The sequence below is a fragment of the Actinoplanes sp. NPDC051494 genome (assembly GCF_044454705.1).
Lineage (GTDB): Bacteria > Actinomycetota > Actinomycetes > Mycobacteriales > Micromonosporaceae > Actinoplanes.
Map to the genome: position 1 here is coordinate 396,845 of NZ_JBITDZ010000002.1, position 18,821 is coordinate 415,665.

The following is an 18,821-nucleotide window of genomic DNA, read 5'->3' on the forward strand; positions in this document are numbered from 1 at the left end:
GCCACCTTACCGCCGGTCGCTCACGCTGTCGTGGTGCTGGCCGCCATGTCCTGCGCCGGAGCTGCCGCGGCCACCGGGGCGTTCACCGGGCGCCAGCGGGTGGAGACGGCCTTCGGCTTGCGTTCCACGGGGCGCCGGATGGCCGCCTCGCCGCGGTTCGGCAGCGACAGCCGGAAGACCTTGTACCAGGCCGAGGCGACCTGCTTGGGCAGCGGACCACTGGTGTACGTGAGCCCGTACCGCTGGAAGAGGTCCTGGATCCGGGGTGCGATCTGCTTGTAGCGGTTGCTCGGCATGTCCGGGAACAGGTGGTGCTCGATCTGGTGCGACAGGTTGCCAGTCATGATGTGCATGGCGCGGCTGCCGCTGATGTTGGCCGAGCCGAGCATCTGGCGCAGGTACCACTCGCCGCGGGTCTCGCCCTCGATGGACGTCTTCTCGAACGTCTCGACGCCGTTGGGGAAGTGGCCGCACATGATGACCGAGTGGCTCCAGATGTTGCGGATCACGTTGGCCGTCGCGTTGGCCGCGATGGTGTGCAGGAACGACGGGCCGGACAGCGCCGGGTGCACCACGTAGTCCTTGAGCATCTGCTTGCCGATCTTGCGGCGGACCTGCTTGAGGGCGGCCTTGAACTCGGGCTTCTGGCGCCGCTTCTTGGTCGCCAGGTTCTTGCCGAGCTCCAGGTCGTACGCGGCGATGCCGTACTCGAAGAAGCAGGCGTTGATGAAGTTCCACAGCGGCTGGCCCAGGTGCATCGGGCGCCAGCGCTGGTCCTCGTCGACGCGCATGATGCCGTAGCCGAGGTCGTTGTCGCGGCCGACCACGTTCGTGTACGTGTGGTGCAGCTCGTTGTGCGAGTGCTTCCACTGCTCGGCCGGGGAGGCGTGGTCCCACTCCCACTTGGTCGAGTGGATCTTCGGGTCCCGCAGCCAGTCCCACTGGCCGTGCATGATGTTGTGCCCGACCTCCATGTTCTCGAGGATCTTGGCGACCGAGAGCACCGCGGTGCCGACCAGCCACGCCGGCGGGAACAGGGAGAACAGCAGCACCCCGCGGCTGCCGAGCTCCAGGCCACGCTGCCAGGCGATCACGCGCCGGATGTACGCGGCGTCCTTCTCGCCCCGGCTGCTCATGATCTCCTCGCGGAGGGCGTCGAGCTCGATCCCGATGTTCTCGATGTCCTCGGGCGTGAGGTGGGCGACCGGGCTCGTCTTCTTGCGCTGGATCGTCGTCATGCGGGGTCCTCGTCTTCCGTGTAACAGAAAAGGGTCAGCCGTCGATCGTGCAGGGGCCGGCGGCGGCGGAGATGCAGGTCTGGATCGGGATGGTGTCGCCCGGTTCGGCGACGGTGAGCTGCCCGTCGCGCAGGTCGCGCACGGCGCCCTCGCGCAGCGGCAGCACGCAGCTGAAGCAGATGCCCATCCGGCAGCCGGACGGCATCAGCACGCCGGCGGACTCGCCGGAGTCGAGCAGGGGCTCGGAGCCGTCGGTCTCGACCACGGTGCCGGACTGTGCGAACGTGACGGTGCCGCCCCCGCCGCTGTTGATCAGCGTGGGCCGGAAACGTTCGGTGCGCAGCAGGTGGGCCGACTCGGCGTCGGTCCAGTGCGACTCGAGGTCGTCGACCATCTCGTTGGGGCCGCAGGCCCAGGTCTCGCGCTCGAACAGGTCGGGCACGAGCTCGGCGACGTCGGCCGGCTTGAGCCGCCCGTCGGCGCGGGTGTGCCGCTCGATCAGCCGGATGCGGCCCTCGGCGGCGAGGGTACGCAGCTCGGCGCCGAAGACGACGGCCTCGTGGGTGCCCGCCGAGTGCACCACGACGACGTCGGAGAGCTCGTGCAGGGCGCTGCGCAGCATGCCCATGACCGGGGTGATGCCGCTGCCCGCGGTCACGAACAGCGCTTTGGCGGGGCGCGGCGAGCAGAGCTGGAACTCCCCGGTGGGGGTGTCCAGGTGCAGGATCATCCCGCGCCGGGCCTTACGCACCAGGTGGGTGCTGACCACGCCGTCGGGTACGGCGTTCACGGTGACCGTGATCCGGCCGTCGCTGCGCTGCGGGGAGCTGGTGATCGAGTACGAGCGCCACAGCCGCACGCCGTCGACGTCCACGCCGAGCCGCACGTACTGCCCGGGCTCGTGCTTCGTCCAGCCCCGGCCCGGCCGCAGCACCAGGGTGACGCTGTTCGCCGTCTCCGGGCGCACCGCGTCGACCTTGGCGCGCAGGACGTCCTTGTTGCGCAGCGGAGCGACCACATCGAGGTAGTCGGCGGGGACGACCGGGGTGGTGATCAGTTCCACGACGCGCCAGGCGCCGGTGCGGAGGTTGCGGATAACAGCCACGTAACAAGCCTGCTGCGTTGCGGGGGTAGAGTCCTGACCTGACGAAGTGAATAAGACCGTGTTCTTTGTTCGCTGGGCACAAGAAGCAGTCCTCAAGCCGGAGTGATGGTGTGACTGAGCCGCTTCCCGATGTCAGGACCTACCGGTTGTCACCGGAGGTCGTCGCGCCGCTACGGGAACGGCTGACGCACGTCGCCACCCAGACCATCGATGCCATCATGGCCGAGGTGCCCGCGTACACCGAGGCGTTCGCCGGCGAGATGGGCGCGAAGATCGAACGTGCGGTCCGCGCCGCGCTGGGCGCGTTCCTCGGCCTGGTGTCGCGCGCGTACGGGCCCGACCAGCAGTCACCGCTGGCGCCCGCGCTCGAGGCGGCGTACGCACTCGGCCGGGGTGAGGCCCGCAGCGGCCGCAGCCTCGACGCCCTGCTCGGGGCGTACCGGGTCGGCGCCCGGGTGGCCTGGCACGAGCTGGCCGCGATCAGCGTCGGCACCGGTCAGCCGGCCGCGATCATCGCGCACTTCGCCGAGCTGGTCTTCGCCTACATCGACGAGCTCTCCGCGGCCAGCGTCGCCGGGCACGCCGACGAGCTGGCCTCCTCCGGCCGGGCCCGGCAGCGCCACCTGGAGCAACTGACCCAGGCGCTGCTCGCCGGCGAGGGCGAGCACACGGTTGTCGCCGCCGCCCAGCGCGCCGACTGGGTGCCCCCGCGGACGCTGACCGCCGTGCTGATCCCGGAGCACGCCGTCCGTACCGTGATCGATCTGCTCGACCGCCGCACCCTGCGGGTGAGCGAGACCGGTCCCTCGGTCCTGGACCGCTCGGTCCTGCTCGTCCCGGACGCCGACGGCAGCTCCCGCGCGGCGGTGCTGGGCCTGCTGCGCGGGCAGAGCGCGGTGGTCGGGCCGGCCCGGCCGTGGCTGCGGGCCAAGGCGTCGTACGACCGGGCCGTGCGCACCCTGCAGATCCCCGGGCTGCCGACCACCGGCCAGGTCGTCGACACCGAGGACCACCTGGCCGCGCTGGTGCTGACCGCCGACCCGCAGGCCCTCGCCGACCTGCGCGCCAAGGTGCTGGCGCCGCTGTCCGGCGGCCGGGACCTGGCGGCCGCCAAGCTGGTGGAGACGCTGCGGAGCTGGCTGCTGCACCAGGGCCGGCGCGAGGACGTGGCGGCGGAGTTGTTCATCCACCCGCAGACGGTCCGGTACCGCATGACGCAATTGCGGGAGTTGTACGGCGACCGGCTGCGCGACCCGGAATGGATGTCCGCACTGATCATCGCGCTGGTCGTCCCGGAGCCCGGTTAACCGGCATGATGCATTCTGGAATACGCGGGAAACAAACGCGGCGGCCCACCGAACCGGTGGGCCGCCGCGAGATCAGGGCAGTTCAGAAGCGTCAAGGGAACAAATCGCCCGACAGGAAACGCTTATCCATCGGGCGCCAGGAATGTGATGGACAACGCGGTGAGCCTAGCACGGAATAACCACCACGGATTGCCCCGGAATTTCCCGCCCGAGTGATCGGATTCGCATACCCGGGACCTGTCGCCCCGGTGGTTGACGCCGGTTGCCAGGATGGCCGGGTGTTGCCTACCCGGACCAGGAAACGGCTGCGGCTGCCCCTGCTGATCGCCGCGGCCCTCGGGCTGGGCGCGTTCGGTCTGTGGGGCCGGATCCCGGATCCCCGCGAGTTCACCGGGGCGCTGGCGGCCGCCGATCACCGGTGGGTCGCGCTCGCCGCGGGGTGGCAGGTGCTGTCGATCGCCGCGTTCGCCGTCCAGCAGCGTCAGGTGCTGCGCGCCCTCGGGGTCCGCCTGCGGTTCGGGGACGCCCTGGCGGTGACGCTCGCCCGGACCGCGATCTCCATCTCGCTGCCGGCCGGTGCGGCGGTCTCGGCCGCCTACGCGCTGAAGCAGTACGCCCGCCGCGGCGCGTCCCGGGAACTCGGCGCCGCCTCGATGGTCGTCTCCGGGCTGGGTTCCATCGCCGGCCTCGCCCTGCTGTACGTCGCGGGCGGCGCGCTGGCGCTCACCCGCGACCCCGGCACCCTGCTCCAGGCGCGCCCGCTGGCCGTGGTCGCCGCTCTGGTGGCCGTGACCGCGGGTGCCGTCGTGGTGGGCCGGCGGCAGGCGCGCCGCCCGCCCCGGCCCACGGACCGGGACCGGCACGACGGCCGGGTCCTGCGGTACGTCCGGGGTCTGCTGGCGTCGGCCCGCGACGCGTGGCGGGCCGGGTCCTCGTTGCGGGTCCGGGACTGGGCCGCCACCGTGCTGCTGTTCGCGCTCAACTGGGTCACCGACCTGCTGTGCCTGGTCGCGGCGTGCCGGGCGGTGGGCCTGCCGGTCGGTGTCACGGCCCTGGCCGGGATGTATCTCGGGGTCCAGGTCGTGCGGCAGATCCCGCTGACCCCGGGTGGCGTGGGCGTCATCGACGCGGCCCTGGTCGCCGGCCTGACCGCGGTCGGCGCCACGGCGGTCACCGCCGCCGCGGCGGTCGTGGTGTACCGGGTGCTCTCGTGCTGGGCGCTGATCCCGCTGGGCGGCCTGGCCGCCGTCCGGTTGCGGAAGCAGCCGGGCAATAAAGACGCCGCTGCCAATAAAGACGCCGCTGCGAATTCCACGGGGGAAGAACTCGCAACGGCGTGATTCCCAATGTAGAGGGACCGTTCCCAGCTGTCCAGCCGGGAAACGAGAGGTGAATCCGGGAAACGCGGTCAGGCCCGCACCGGCAGGGCCAGCAGGGCCCGGGTGCGGTAGGACGAACGCCACGTCAGGTCCTCGACCGCGGTGTCGAGCTTGAGGTTCGGCAGGCGTCGCAGGACCGCGCCGATCGCCACCTCGGCCTCGATGCGGGCCAGGGGTGCGCCGAGGCAGTAATGGATGCCGTGCCCGAGCGACAGCTGGGCCGACGTGTCGCGGCGCAGGTCGAGGGTGTCCGGGTCGGGGTATCGGGCCGGGTCCCGGTCGGCTGACGCGATCGAGATCAGCACCGTGTCACCGGCCGGGATCGGCACCCCGCCGATCTCCATGTCCTCCCGGGGGAATCGGCGCAACGCCACCGGGGCCGGCGGTTCGTAGCGCATCAGTTCGCGGACGGCGTTCGGCAGCAGCTCCGGCTCGTCGCGCAGGGCCTCCCACTGCGCCGGGTGCTGCAGCAGCGTGAGCAGGGACAACCCGATCAGGTTGACCGAGTTCTCGTACCCGGCGATCAGGGTGAGGAACGCGAGCGAGGTCAGCTCGTCCTCGCTGAGCCGGTCGCCGTCGTCCCGGGCCATGATCAGCGCGGACAGGATGTCGTCGCCGGGGTCGGCCCGCTTGTCCTGGATCAGCGACAGCAGGAACGCCTGGATCTCGACGACGGCCCGCCCGGCGGCCCGGGGATCGTCGCTCGGCGGGGCCAGCATGACGCCCGCCCAGTTGCGCAGTTCGCCGCGGCGCTGCGGGGGGATGCCCAGCACGTCGCAGATGACGACCACCGGCAGCTTGGCGAACACCGCGACCAGGTCCCCGTGCCCGGCCTCGACCACCGGGTCCAGCAGCGCGTCGGCGACCCGCTCGATGTCCGGGCGCAGCCGCTCCATCGCCCGCGGGGTGAACGCCTGCGCCACCAGCCGCCGCAGCCGGGTGTGGTCCGGCGGGTCCATGTTGAGCAGGTTGCGGTCCAGCGCCGGGGGCAGGCTGAACCCCTTCCAGGCACCCTGCGACGCGTACGCCTTGTCCAGCGACAGCCGTGGGTCGGCGAGCGCCGCCCGGGCGTCCTCGTGCCGGGTCACGAACCACGCGGTCGCACCGTCGGGCAGCAGGAACCGGTGCACCGGGCCCTCGTCGCGCAGCCGGGCGTACACCGCGTGCGGGTCGGAGACGATGGTGGCCGGCAGGGACTGCGTCATACGCGATCGGTCCTTTCGGTGGCGCACGTCGCGGCGACGTCGGCCACGACGGGGGAGCGGGACAGGGCGGCCGCCACCGCGGAGAGCCAGCGGGCCTCGGCGGCGAGGTCGTGGCTCGGCTCCCGCTCGGGCAGCGGATCGCCGGACGGGGGCAGGGTCAGCGGGGTGCCGGTGGGTGGGGTGCCGGTGGGCTGGGCGGCGGTGGGCTGGGCTGCGGTGGGCTGGGCGGCGGTGGGCTGGGCGTCATGCCAGGAGTCCCAGCGTCGCCGACGGGCCGCTTCGCCGGCGTCCGGCTCGCCGCCGTGGGCCCGCCGTTCTCTTTCGTGCTCGGCGAACGCCACGCGCAACCGGGCCGCGTACACCACGGCTCGCAGGTTGTCGCCCTCGAGACCGGCGTGCCGGGCGGCAGCGAGGGCGACCCGGCCCGGCTGCTCGCCGAGGTGGTCGCGCACCGCGCGCAACCCGTCGCCGATCTCGATGATCCGCCGGTGCAGCCGGTGGTCGGCACCCCGGGCGGAACCGGGACCGAGCACCACCTCGGGGGTCGTCACCCGCACCGCCTCCCAGAGCGGGCGCAGCGTGCGATGGGCCCGCAGCTGCGACAACCACGGACCCAGCGCCGGCAGGGTGAGACCGATGACGATCAGCATCGCTCCGAGGGCGGAGACCGGCGGGACGAGGAACTCCCAGGTGTACGGGTCCCGGTCCAGCTGCGCGGCGACGAGTGTCCCGGTCCGGAGTCCGCAGTAGACCAGGCCCAGCGCGGAGCCCGCCGCGGTGGTGCGCAACCCGCGGCTGAGCCACGACCCGCCGGTGCGCCCCGCGTAGGCGAGGCACAGCCGGATGATGTCGACCACGCCGACCGTGACCACCGCGATGTAGACGGCGAGATACACCGCGTACATCGGATCGTGGGCGTAGGTCGCCGCGGCCGTGTGCCGCGACTCCTCCCGCTCGGCCGTGCGGGCGAACAGCACCGCCATCAGGACCAGCGCGCCGGCGACGCCCGCGACCCGCCACCGGGCCCGGCGCCATCCCTCGCGCCGCGGGTGCGTCCAGAAGATGATCAGGCACTGGATGGTCGCCGAGAACGCGACCACGCCGCCCTGCGACACCAGCAGCGACAGGTTCGGCACGCCGGCGGCCGCGTCCAGCGCGCCCCAGACCACCGGTGTGGAGACGGTGAAGATCAGGCCCATGAGCCCGAACGCGGCACAGATCGCGTACAGCGCGGGGTCGCCCGGATCCCGGCGCAGCCCCCGGACCAGCCGGTAGACGAGAGCGGCCCACGCCACCGCGGCGGCCGCCGGATAGAAGACGTCGTTCACCCGGATCCCAGCGCTCGTTCGATACGGTCGATGACGGCCTCACCGGACCCGGGGACCCACGGGTTGAGCCGGCCGAACAACGCGGTGCCCAGCGCCTCGGCCGCGCGCTCGGAATCCTCGTCGTAACAGGTACGGGTCAGCGCCCGGTCCACCGTGCCCGGCTCCAGCGTGGGCAGGATGCGCCGGCTGGCCTCGGGGTCGGTCAGCGGTTCGAGATGGTGCCCGAGCAGCAGGTGCGCCAGCTCGTGGCAGGCGATGCCGTCCTGCAGCCACGGGTCGGCCAGGGCGTCGAGGAACACCACGAACGCGGTGCCGGTGACCAGCACCAGGCCGCTGGGCAGCTCGGGTGGCAGCTCGGCGCGCCGCAGCCGGACCGGCCGGCCGAGGCGGTCACCGACCGCGGCGCAGAGCTCGGCGACCCCGGTGCGCCGGGGCAGGCGCAACTCGCGGATGATCCGGCGGAACCCGGCGTTGTCCAGCTGTCCGCCCTCCGAACGCCACACCGCCATGATCACCGGTCGTCCGGCTGCGGCCCGGCGACCGGTGGCCCGGCGATGCCCTCGACCTCGAGCAACTGCTCGAAGATCGCGGTCATCGCCGCCTGGCTGCGGTCGGAGAGCCCGGTCCCGGCCAGCACGTCACGCAGCAGCACCTGGCGCACCCCGGCCCGGCGCAGTTCGGCGAGCCGCTCGAGATCCCGGGCGACGTCGGCGGCGGCGGGCCCGCCGGGGTCGTCCTCGACCAGGTAGCTGACCGGCACCCCGAACGCCAGGGCGAGCGCCTTCAGGTGGCTGAGCCGCGGATCGGTGACCTTGCCCTGCCGCAGCTCACCGATGTAGGCGCCGCTGATGCTCACGTCGCCGACGGTGCACCGGATCCGGTCGGCGACCTCGCCGGGCCCGTTGATCCGGTCGGCGAGCTCGCTGTTGAAATACTCCCGGCCGGGCCGGCCCCGCTGGATCTCCTCCGGCCGGGGCCGGAACGTCGAGAAAAGGTGATTGAGCTTGCCGGCCAGCTCCACTTCGGACCCCCGTCCCGACCATCATGCTAAACACATGTTTTGCGAGAGCGGCACGGCTAAACGGTCGTTGCGTGCGCGCTCGATCTGAGCGTAGTGTCGCTCTCCGACGATGTCACCCGAGGGGGCAGTACAAGCGGGTGCGACACCGGGCACGGCCGGCCGTTCTCCCGGCCGGCCGCAGCCCCGGTCCATATCGCCGGGACGTTCACCGGCTCCCCAGCGGAGCGTGGGACGCCGGTGCGGGGTGAAGAACGGGGGCGCCCCTCACCGGCAGTCTCGCCGTCGGTCCCACCCGGAAACGGCGTTCCGCCCGGCCGGGAGTAGTGCTCTCCGACCGGGCGGAACCGTTCGTGGTGGCCCGTGGATCGGGCCGGTGGATCAGACCGAGGCGGTGCAGGGTGTTCCGTTGAGGGCGAACCCGGCGGGCGTGCCCGGGCTGCCGGTGAAGCTCGCCTGGAAACCGGTGGTGACGCTCGCGCCCGAGGCGAGCGTGCCCGCCCAGGCCGGGTTGGCCACCGTCACCGTGGTGCCGGACTGCGACCAGACGCCGTTCCAGCCGTTGCTCAGCACCACCGTGCTGCCGACCGTGAACGTCAGGCGCCAGGAGCTCAGCGCCGGGCCGTTGTTGGTGATCCGCAGGTCCGCGGTGAAGCCGGTGGACCACTGGTTGGCCGTCCACGTCACCGCGCAGGTCGCCCCCGAGGGAGGCGGCGTGGTCGGCGGCGGGGTGGTGACCGGCGGGGTCGTGGGCGGTGTCGTGGGCGGGGTGGTGGGTGGGGTGGTGACCGGGCCGGCGGCCACGGCCAGGTCGTAGGCGCGTTGCGGCACGAACAGGCCCGCGGCGCCGATGCAGCCGTCCGATTCACCGGGCAGCTTGATCCACAGGTACGCGTCCAGGATCGCGTCGGCGACCTGGTTGGTGCTCGGGGTGCCGATCGCCCGGCCGGCCGGGTCGCACCACTCGCTGCCCGCCGGGCCGTTGCCGTTGCGGCTGGTGTCGATGACCCCCTTGAGGCGCGACACCCCGGTGGCGGCGATGACGTTCCGGACGTACGTGGTGCTCTCGGCCGTGGTCCGGTAGTTGGAGACGTTGACCGAGATGCCGTCCGCACTGTTCGCGATGTCGGCGCGGTTCAGCCTCGCCGCGGCCTCGGCGGGGGCCAGCCACGCCGAGTGACCCGCGTCGAAGTAGACCTTCGCCTGCGCCGACGCCGCTTTCAGGGCCTTGCCCGCGTACGCCATCGAGGCGTACGTCTCGGCCTGCTGCGCCGCGGACTGGCAGGTCGTCATCAGCGCGAGCACGTCCGGTTCGAGGATGATCGCGGCGGCCCGGCCGCGCAGGCCCGCCGCGACCTGGTCGATCCACGCCCGGTACGCGGCGTGGCTGGGCATCCCACCCGAACTGGCACCGGAGCAGTCCCGGTTCGGGATGTTGTAGACCACCAGGATCGGGATCTTGCCGGCGGCGGCCGCCGCGCCGGTGAAGCTGTCGACCTCACCGGCCACGGTGGCCGTGTTGTTGGCGGTGTACCAGCGCGGTTGCGGCACGTTCGCGATCCGGTCGCGGATCACCGCGGTGCGCGAGTCGTTCGGGTTGGCGGCGACCCAGCGGGCGGCCTGGGTCTGCGGGTCGACGTAGTAGGGGGAGTCGGCGGCCTGGGCCGGCTGGGCCAGCATGATGCCCAGGCCGGCGCTCGTTGCCGCGGCCAGGGCCGTGGCGAGGACGGGTCGGTATCGCACGCGGGAGCTCCTGGGGATCAGGCCGGCAGGCAGGACAGGCCGTTGAGGGTGGCCGGTGGGGTGCCGTTGGCGAGGAACCCGACGGTGGTGGAGCCGCCGGCCGGCAGGGACTTGTTCCAGGTCTCCGGCGAGATCATCGCGGTCCCGGCCATCACCCCGTACGTGCCGCCCCAGGTCTGGGTCACGGTCTGCCCGCTGTCCCAGACGAAGTGGACCATCCAGCCCGAGATCGCGCTGGTGGCGTTGATCTTCAGCTCGCCCTGGAACCCGCCACCCCAGGAACTGGTGGTCTTGTAGGTCACGGTGCAACCCGTCGACGACGGCGGGGGAGTGGTGGCGGGCGGCGTCGTAGCGGGGGGAGTCGTCGCGGGCGGGGTGGTAGCCGGCGGGGTGGTGGCGGGCGGTGTGGTGGCGGGCGGTGTGGTGGCGGGCGGGGTGGTCGGGGTCGTGGTGCCGTCACCGACGCCGGTCACCTCGCCGTTGCCGCCGTCGAAGACCACGTCGGAGCAGCCGTAGAACGTCTCCTGGCTGTCCGAGCGCGCCCACACCGAGTAGATGAGGTGGCGGCCGCTCTTGCCCGACGGCAGCGCCGCGGTCCACGAGTAGCGCCCGTCGACGGTGCCCGGCCCGCCGGTCGACTCCGGGTTGGTGACCGAGGAGAACGGGGTGGACTCGAGATCGCTCCAGGCCAGCGCGCGGGTCGGGCTCCACGTGTCCTTGGTGATGTAGAGCTTGAACGTGCCCGGGTGCTTCGCCCAGTTGTTGTAGTCGAAGCGCAGGTTCGCGCCCGAGGTGAGGTGGGTCACCGGCCAGTCGGTGCGGGCCAGGTTGAAACCGCTGAAGTCGTACGGGCCACCGGTGCCGCCGCTGCACGCCTGGCCGTCGGGGATGAAGCCGGAGGTGCGCCCGGCGCCGTCGGAGCGCAGCACGGCGAACCAGTTGTAGAGCGACGTCACACCGCTCTGCGCGACGGCGGCCGCGCAGGCCGGGTTCTTCGGCTGGATCGCGCCGTTCGAGCTCAGGCCGTCCTTCCAGCAGAGATAGGTACGGCTACCGGGCACCATCATCGCGCCGTGCGCTTCGGCGGGACCGCTGGTGAGGACGGTGACCGCGGCCGTGGAGGCGAGGACGGCCGCCGCGGCGTACAGGAGGATGCGTTTCACGGGTTGTGCTCCTTCCGGACGGGGGATGCGGAGGATCAGGTACGCGAGCAGGTCACCGACGGGACCGAGGCCGTCCCGGTGCCGGTGAGACCGAACGAGGTGGACCCGTTCGCGGGCAGCGCGCCGTTGTAGGAGGCGTTCTTGACCGTGACCGCCGAACCGGACTGGCTCAGCGTGCCGTTCCATACCTGCGTGACGGCCTGCCCGGAGGCGAGCGTCCAGGTCACCGTCCACGCGGTGGTCGCGGTGGAGCCGTTGCGCACGGTCACCTCGGCCTGGAACCCGCCCTGCCACGACCCGGTGGTCGTGTACGTCGCCGTGCAGCCGGTGGTGGCCGGCGGCGGCGTGGTCACCGGCGGCGTGGTCACCGGCGGCGTGGTCGTCGGGGGCGTGGTCGGCGGGGTGGTGGGCGGCGTCGCCGGCGGGGTGGTGGCCGGCGTGGTCGGGGTGGTGCCGGTCCGGTCCGCGTACAGGATGCCGCGGCCGTTGGTGCCCAGGTAGACCCGCCCGTAGACGCGTGGGTCACCGGCGAGCGCGTCGCCCGCGTTGCCGTACTGATGGGCGTTGTCGTTGATCCGGACCCAGCTCGCACCGGCGTCGTCGGACCGGAAGACCCCGTTCACCCCGTCGACCACACCCACCAGGAACACCGACGGGTACGCGGCCCCGGGCGCCGCCTTCCCGAACGCCACGTTGATCGCCGACGTGACCGTGGAGACCTTCGTGAACGCCGCCCCGGCCGTGGTGGACCGATAGAGCCCGCCCTCGCCGGCGAGCCAGACGTCCCCGGTGCGCCCCGGGACCGGCTTGAGATTGCGCGCCGGCGTCGGGGCGGTGACCGTGGTGAACGTGGCGCCGCCGTCCTTGCTGACATAGACGCTGCTCGCCGCGTACCCGTAGAAGGTCTTCGGGTCGTTGCGGTCCGACTCGACCTTCGCGCCGGCGGGGATGCCGGTCGACGCCGTCCACGAGCTGCCGCGCGTGGTGGAGTAGTGCACGCCTGCGCCGGCCGGGGACCAGACGAACGCACCCGCGTCCGCGCCGACCGCGATGGTGCCGCCGCCGGTGACGCCCGCGGGCTCCTGCCCCGCGTACCAGTTCTTGCCGCCGTCGGAGGAGACACCGATGTGCGGTGCCGCGTCACCGTTGCCGGCCCGCGCGAAGACCGCGGGGTTGAGCTCGGCGAAGTCGAGGCTGGTGTTGCTGCCCAGGCTCGGGGTGTCGTGGAAGTTCGCCGGCACGGTGGTCAGATCGGCGTGGTAGAAGCCGCCGATGTCTCCCAGCGCGCTGACCAGCGGAGCCCCGGACGGCGGGCTGGCCAGGTCGAGCACCGCGGTCTCCTCGATGCCCTTGGCCATCGGCTTGATCGTGAACGTCGTGTTGCTGTCCCAGTTGGTCAGCTGCGTCGTGCCGTACACGGTGGCGCCGGTGCCGTACAACAGCCGGTTCGAGTCGAACGGGTCGATCTCGAGCGACTCGTTCATCCAGCCCAGTTTCGGCGTGGTCTCCGGCGGCTGCGGGTTGGTGTTGAAGTCCAGCCACGGGTTCGCCGAGATGTCCATCGTGTAGCGCTTCGACTGGTTCGGGTAGCTGGTGAAGTCCCAGATCCGGGTCCAGGTCGCGCCGTAGTCGGTGCTGCGGAAGAAGATCGCGTCCGGCCACCAGGAGATCTGGGTGGCCACCATCAGCGTGCCCGGCTTCTTGCGGTCCACGGTCAGCCCGGAGTACCCGTAGTACGCGTCCGAGGTGCCGGCCGGCGTGGGGCTGATGTCGGTCCAGGCCCCGGTGGTCAGGTCCAGGCGCTGCACCTGACCGGACCCACCGTCGTACGGGCCACCGGTGTCACTGGTCGCGATGAAAAGGTAGTTGCCCTGCACCACGCCCTTGTGCGCCAGGTATCCGGTGGGCTGCCCGGCGACCCGCGCCCACGTGACGCCGCCGTCGGTGCTGCGGTAGACCGGGTTCTGCTTGTCCGCGACGCCCACGAAGATCGTGTTGGCGGCGCCGAACGTGACCCAGGTCAGGCCCTGGTTCTGGCTCTGGTACCCGCTGGTGTCGGCCGGGTCGGCCACGTAGTTGCCGGCGTTCGGGAACGCGGTCACCTTGGCCCACGTGGCGCCGTAGTCGGTGCTGCGGTACAGCCCGTTGCCGCCCTCGGCGGCGAAGTAGACGTTACGGTTGTTGGCCGGGTCGACCGCGAGGCGCTCACCCATGCCGCGGCCGGGCATGTTGCCGCCGACCTTGAACGGCAGCGTGGTGGTCTGCCAGGTGGCGCCGCGGTCGCTCGAGCGCAGGATCGCGCCGTTGTTCGGGTCCCAGCTGTTGGTGTACATCCCCACCGCGGCGTACACCCGGTCGGCGTCCACCGGGTCGGCGGCGATGCTCAGCACCCCGTTGTAGCCCCAGTTGTTCTGGCCCACCCAGTCGAGCAGCGGCACCCAGTTCTGTCCGGCCTGGTTCCATCGGTACGCGCCGCCGATGTCCGTACGGGCGTAGATCAGGTTCTGCTCGGCCCGGCTGAAGACCAGCCCCGGCACGAAGCCGCCGCCGTCGATCCGGACGTTCTTCCAGGCGTACGCGTCGGCGGGCGCGGCCTGTGCGGACTGCGCGGTCTGCAGGGCGGGCACGGCGGCCGCGCTCAGCAGCGTGCCGGCCACGGCGGCGATGAGGATGCTCTTCAGGCGGGACAACGGTCCTCCCATCGATGGGGTCGCATCGAGGAACTTCAGTGTGGGAGCGCTCCCAGACAATCGCGGTTGTTAACCCTTGTGTCAAGAGCCGGAAACAAACTCTCGCGTCATCGGACGATTTGTCGGTACACCGTGTTGACACGTTCGCCGGCCGCGGGTTAGAAAGACCGCTGTCGATCCATCGTGGGAGCGCACCCGTCAACCGATGGAAGGGCATCCCCCTGTGCGCCGACTACTCCTGCTCGCCCTCGCCGTGCTCACCTTCTTCGTGGCCGTCCCGCTCGTCTCCGCGAACGCCGCCGCCGGATTCACCGTCAGTGGCACCCGGATCCTCGACGCCAACGGCAACGCGTTCGTCATGCGCGGCGTCAACCACGCCCACACGTGGTACCCGACCCGCACCACCCAGGCGCTCGCCGACATCAAGGCCCTCGGCGCCAACACCGTGCGGGTGGTCCTCGCCGGCGGCCAGCGCTGGACGGCCAACTCCGCCGCCGACGTCACCAACGTGATCACCCAGTGCCGCGCCAACCGGCTCATCTGCGTCCTCGAGGTGCACGACACCACCGGGTACGGCGAGGAGAGCGCGGCCGCCACCCTGGACCAGGCCGTCACCTACTGGATCAACGTCAAGAGCGCCCTGGCCGGCCAGGAGCGGTACGTCATCCTCAACATCGGCAACGAACCGTACGGGAACACCGGCGCGACCGCCTGGACGACGGCGACGACCAACGCGATCACCCGGCTGCGTGCCGCGGGCTTCGAGCACTCCATCATGGTCGACGCCCCGAACTGGGGTCAGGACTGGCAGTTCGTGATGCGCGACAACGCGGCCGCGGTCTTCGCCGCCGACCCCCAGCGCAACACCATCTTCTCCATCCACATGTACGGCGTCTTCGACACGGCCGCCGAGATCACCGACTACCTGGGCCGGTTCCGGACCGCGGGGCTGCCCATCGTGGTCGGGGAATTCGGCCACAACCACTCCGACGGCAACCCCGACGAGGACACCATCCTGGCGACCGCGCAGTCGCTCGGCATCGGCTACCTGGGCTGGTCCTGGAGCGGCAACGGCGGCGGCGTCGAATATCTCGACCTGGTCACCAACTTCGACGCGAACCAGCTGACCTCCTGGGGCCAGCGTCTCTTCAACGGTGCGAACGGCATCAAGGCCACATCCCGCGAGGCCTCCGTCTTCGGTGGCGCGACCCCGACCACCCCGCCGGTCACCACCCCGCCGGCCACCACGCCGCCCCCGACCACGCCGCCCCCGACCACGCCGCCGCCTTCTTCCGGAGTGTGCACGGCGGTGGTGTCGGTCAACTCGTGGGGCGGCGGTTTCGTGGCCACGGTCCGGGTGACCGCGGGCAGCGCGGCCCTGACCGGCTGGAACGTCTCGGCCGTCCTGCCGTCCGGGACCGCGGTGACCAACACCTGGAGCGCCCAGGCCACCGGCTCGACAGGCACGGTCCGCTTCACCAACGTCTCCTACAACGGCACCCTGGCCGCGGGAGCATCCACCGAGTTCGGCTTCCAGGGCACCGGAGCGTCCCCGACCACCACCCCGACATGCGCAGCCGCCTGACCCCGCCCCCGGGCGCCGACACCCGGGCTGACCGTGCCGGCGCCCGGGCCACCCGTCCTGGCGCCCGGGCTGACCGCTCCGGCGGTGGTGCGGCTGCCCGTCCGGGGCGGCGTCGCTGGCGGCGTCCCGGTCGTCCCTCGCTCACCCGGCCTGTCGCGCACGGCCGTCGGTTCGGGAAGCCGTTCGCCCGCGGCCGGCGAGGTGGTTCGCCGGGTCGCCGCGGGGGTCTGTCTCATGTGTGATCAGACGGCCACCCGATCGGGCCGGCTCCTCCGTGGCGGGCTCGGCGGTCCGGCGCCCGGCTGTCCCGGACTCGGACCCGGTGCTGGGCCCGGTGCCGGACCCGGTGCCGGGCCGGGTGCCAGGGGGAGCCGGGGCTGGGCGGGGCCCCCGGCCCGGGTCGGGCGGCGCGTCCACGCTGTCCGGCCCGGCGCCCGGCCGTCGGCTGTGGACCTTCTGGTTCGGGCTCTACGCAGGTCCGGTCTCTGAAAGCCGGATCGGTCCTTGAAAGCCGGATCGGTCCTTGAAAGCCGGATCGGTCCTTGAAAGCCGGATCGGTCCTTGAAAGCCGGACCGGTCCCTGTAAGCCGGATCGGTCCCTGTAAGCCGGATCGGTCCCTGAAACTGAGCCCAGTTTCCGAAAAGTTTCGAAAGCGTTTCCCTGGTATTGCGCTGGGAGCGCTCCCATGGAAACATCACGCTCAGTCGCTTGTTCGGCACCAACGAGCATCGATGGTCTGTTCTCGTCGGCTCTCCTTCTCCGCCACCCGCCCTTCGTCCTCCGAGGAGCAATCTGAGATGAGTCCCCATCCCTCCGGTGCGCCCCGACGCACCCTCACCCGAGCAGTCACCATCGCCGCCGCGGCGACGCTGGTGACCGGTCTCGGCGTCGTGGCCGCCACGCAGGCCAGCGCCGCTGCCGGCTGCCGGGTCACGTACTCCGTCAACCAGTGGAGCACCGGGTTCACCGGCAACGTCTCGGTGACCAACCTGGGCGACCCGATCACCAACGGCTGGCGCCTCGAGTGGGACTTCGCCGGCAACCAGCGGGTCACCCAGGGCTGGAGCGCCACGTTCACGCAGAGCGGCACGCACGTCACCGCGGCGTCGCCCAGCTACGCGGCGAACCTGGCCACGAACGCGTCGGCGAGCCTCGGCTTCAACGCCGACTACTCCGGCACCAACGCCACCCCGGCGTCGTTCAAGCTCAACGGTACGGTCTGCACCGGCACCACCGCCCCGACGACCCCGCCGGGCACGACGCCGCCGACCACGCCGCCGACCACCCCGCCCACCACGACCCCGCCGCCGACCACGCCCCCGCCGACCACCCCGCCGCCGGCCGGCGCGAAGGTCGACAACCCGTACTCGGGCGTGCAGGGCTACCGGAACCCGGAGTGGCAGGCCAAGGCGAACGCGGAGCCCGGCGGCAGCCGGGTCTCGAACAACCCGACCGCGGTGTGGCTGGACCGGATCGCCGCGATCGAGGGCACCGACGACAGCAGCTCCAACGGCTCGATGGGCGTCCGCGACCACCTCGACGCCGCGCTGGCCCAGGGTGCCGGGTACATCCAGTTCGTCATCTACAACCTGCCCGGCCGCGACTGCGCCGCGCTCGCCTCCAACGGTGAGCTCGGCCCGAACGACCTGCCGCGCTACAAGACCGAGTACATCGACCCGATCGCCGCGATCCAGGCCGACACCAAGTACCGGAACCTGCGCATCATCAACATCGTCGAGATCGACTCGCTGCCCAACCTGGTCACCAACACCTCGGGTCAGGCCGGTGGCACCGCGGCCTGCGACACGATGAAGGCCAACGGCGGTTACGTCCAGGGCATCGGGTACGCGCTCAACAAGCTGGGCGCGCTGGCGAACACGTACAACTACGTCGACGCGGCGCACCACGGCTGGATCGGCTGGGACAGCAACTTCCTCCCGACCGCGCAGATCATGCTCCAGGCCGCCCAGGCGTCCGGCAGCGTCAACAACGTGCAGGGCTTCATCACCAACACGGCGAACTACTCCGCGCTGCGGGAGCCGTACGTGCAGCCGACCACCACGGTCAACGGCACCTCGGTGCGGCAGTCCAAGTGGGTCGACTGGAACCAGTACACCGACGAGCTCACGTTCGCCCAGGCGTTCCGTAACCAGCTCGTCTCGATCGGCTTCAACTCGAACATCGGCATGCTGATCGACACGTCCCGCAACGGCTGGGGCGGCTCGGGCCGGCCCACCGCGGCCAGCACCTCCACCGACGTGAACACCTACGTCGACCAGTCCCGCATCGACCGCCGGATCCACGCCGGCAACTGGTGCAACCAGGCCGGAGCGGGCCTCGGCGAACGTCCGACGGCGGCCCCGGCGGCCGGCATCGACGCCTACGTCTGGGTCAAGCCCCCGGGTGAGTCCGACGGCTCCAGCACCCTCATCCCGAACGACGAGGGCAAGGGCTTCGACCGGATGTGTGACCCGACCTACACCGGTAACCCCCGTAACGGCAACAGCCTGACCGGCGCGCTCGCGGGCGCACCGATCTCGGGTGCCTGGTTCTCGGCCCAGTTCCAGCAGCTGATGGCCAACGCGTACCCGGCTCTCTGACCTGACCCTCTCCCACACCCCGCGGACCGTCGTGACCCGACGGTCCGCGGGTCTTTATGATGATCGAGTGCCTACGCTGCGTATCGTCGCCTCCGTGATCCGCGATCCCGGTGGGCGGTGGTTGCTGGTCCGCAAGCGCGGGACCGGCGTTTTCATGCAACCCGGCGGCAAGCTCGAGCCCGGCGAGGGTCCGGCCGAGGCTCTGGTACGCGAACTGGGCGAAGAACTCGGTCTTACCGTCGGCGTGGCATCGCTGGGACACCTCGGCCGGTTCGCCGCACCGGCCGCCAACGAGCCGGGTTTCGACATCGACGCGGACGTCTACACGACGCCGTACCCGGGGCCGGTCACCCCGCTCGCCGAGATCGAGGAAGCCCGCTGGGTCGACCCGCGCGACCCCGGCACGACCGTGCTGGCGCCGCTGATCACGGAGCTGCTGCGCGACGGGCGGCTCTGAGC

General features: G+C 71.6%; 14 protein-coding genes. 5 read left to right on the forward strand and 9 right to left on the reverse strand.

What is annotated here, in order from left to right; genetic code table 11:
• Positions 1-20: 20 nt before the first annotated feature.
• The gene (locus ACIA6A_RS08535) at positions 21-1,238 is read right to left on the reverse strand and encodes a fatty acid desaturase family protein (protein ID WP_396096836.1); all 1,218 of its coding nucleotides are present in this window, start codon (positions 1,236-1,238) and stop codon (positions 21-23) included.
• Between the two features lie 34 nt (positions 1,239-1,272).
• Positions 1,273-2,343, reverse strand: coding sequence for a ferredoxin reductase (locus ACIA6A_RS08540; protein WP_396096837.1), 1,071 nt, complete (start codon positions 2,341-2,343; stop codon positions 1,273-1,275).
• Between the two features lie 110 nt (positions 2,344-2,453).
• Here ACIA6A_RS08540 and ACIA6A_RS08545 point away from each other — a divergent pair, with 110 nt between their 5' ends.
• A complete protein-coding gene (locus ACIA6A_RS08545; protein ID WP_396096838.1) occupies positions 2,454-3,650 on the forward strand; it encodes a PucR family transcriptional regulator in 1,197 nt (398 codons plus the stop codon).
• Positions 3,651-3,928: 278 nt separating this feature from the next.
• Complete coding sequence (locus ACIA6A_RS08550; protein ID WP_396096839.1) at positions 3,929-4,990, forward strand: YbhN family protein; 1,062 nt, start codon at positions 3,929-3,931, stop codon at positions 4,988-4,990.
• A 68-nt stretch (positions 4,991-5,058) separates the two neighbouring features.
• On the opposite strand, the gene ACIA6A_RS08555 is transcribed toward ACIA6A_RS08550, so the two are convergent.
• From ACIA6A_RS08555 to ACIA6A_RS08585, 7 genes are all read right to left on the reverse strand, one after another.
• Positions 5,059-6,234 (reverse strand): cytochrome P450, encoded by a 1,176-nt coding sequence (locus ACIA6A_RS08555; RefSeq protein WP_396096841.1) that lies wholly within the window; start codon positions 6,232-6,234, stop codon positions 5,059-5,061.
• Positions 6,231-7,562, reverse strand: coding sequence for an MAB_1171c family putative transporter (locus tag ACIA6A_RS08560; RefSeq protein WP_396096842.1), 1,332 nt, complete (start codon positions 7,560-7,562; stop codon positions 6,231-6,233). Before ACIA6A_RS08560 ends, ACIA6A_RS08555 begins: the two co-directional genes overlap by 4 nt.
• Positions 7,559-8,071 carry a hypothetical protein gene (locus ACIA6A_RS08565; protein ID WP_396096843.1) on the reverse strand — a complete coding sequence of 171 codons (513 nt, stop codon included), beginning with the start codon at positions 8,069-8,071 and terminating at the stop codon, positions 7,559-7,561. Before ACIA6A_RS08565 ends, ACIA6A_RS08560 begins: the two co-directional genes overlap by 4 nt.
• Positions 8,072-8,073: 2 nt before the next feature.
• Positions 8,074-8,583, reverse strand: coding sequence for a hypothetical protein (locus tag ACIA6A_RS08570; RefSeq protein ID WP_396096844.1), 510 nt, complete (start codon positions 8,581-8,583; stop codon positions 8,074-8,076).
• Between the two features lie 378 nt (positions 8,584-8,961).
• On the reverse strand, positions 8,962-10,323 hold the full coding sequence (locus tag ACIA6A_RS08575; RefSeq protein WP_396096845.1) for a glycoside hydrolase family 6 protein: 1,362 nt from the start codon (positions 10,321-10,323) through the stop codon (positions 8,962-8,964).
• A 17-nt stretch (positions 10,324-10,340) separates the two neighbouring features.
• Positions 10,341-11,486 carry a lytic polysaccharide monooxygenase gene (locus tag ACIA6A_RS08580; protein ID WP_396096846.1) on the reverse strand — a complete coding sequence of 382 codons (1,146 nt, stop codon included), beginning with the start codon at positions 11,484-11,486 and terminating at the stop codon, positions 10,341-10,343.
• 35 nt (positions 11,487-11,521) lie between these two features.
• Positions 11,522-14,176: a cellulose binding domain-containing protein gene (locus ACIA6A_RS08585; protein WP_396096847.1), complete on the reverse strand. Its 2,655-nt coding sequence runs from the start codon at positions 14,174-14,176 to the stop codon at positions 11,522-11,524.
• A 223-nt stretch (positions 14,177-14,399) separates the two neighbouring features.
• Between ACIA6A_RS08585 and ACIA6A_RS08590 the strand changes: the two genes are divergently transcribed.
• The 3 genes from ACIA6A_RS08590 to ACIA6A_RS08600 all read left to right on the forward strand — a co-directional run bounded on the left by ACIA6A_RS08590 (position 14,400) and on the right by ACIA6A_RS08600 (position 18,819).
• Positions 14,400-15,761 (forward strand): cellulase family glycosylhydrolase, encoded by a 1,362-nt coding sequence (locus ACIA6A_RS08590; RefSeq protein ID WP_396096848.1) that lies wholly within the window; start codon positions 14,400-14,402, stop codon positions 15,759-15,761.
• A 798-nt stretch (positions 15,762-16,559) separates the two neighbouring features.
• Positions 16,560-18,362, forward strand: a complete 1,803-nt coding sequence (locus ACIA6A_RS08595) for a glycoside hydrolase family 6 protein (protein ID WP_396096849.1) — start codon at positions 16,560-16,562, stop codon at positions 18,360-18,362.
• Positions 18,363-18,429: 67 nt separating this feature from the next.
• The gene (locus ACIA6A_RS08600) at positions 18,430-18,819 is read left to right on the forward strand and encodes an NUDIX domain-containing protein (protein ID WP_396096850.1); all 390 of its coding nucleotides are present in this window, start codon (positions 18,430-18,432) and stop codon (positions 18,817-18,819) included.
• The last annotated feature ends 2 nt before the right edge of the window (positions 18,820-18,821 follow it).

Excerpts from the sequence above, each read along its gene's own strand:
- ACIA6A_RS08535 (WP_396096836.1), bottom strand. The coding sequence starts at position 1,238 with ATGACGACGATCCAGCGCAAGAAGACGAGCCCGGTCGCCCACCTCACG.
- ACIA6A_RS08555 (WP_396096841.1), bottom strand. The coding sequence starts at position 6,234 with ATGACGCAGTCCCTGCCGGCCACCATCGTCTCCGACCCGCACGCGGTG.
- ACIA6A_RS08565 (WP_396096843.1), bottom strand. The coding sequence starts at position 8,071 with ATGGCGGTGTGGCGTTCGGAGGGCGGACAGCTGGACAACGCCGGGTTC.
- ACIA6A_RS08595 (WP_396096849.1), top strand. The coding sequence starts at position 16,560 with ATGAGTCCCCATCCCTCCGGTGCGCCCCGACGCACCCTCACCCGAGCA.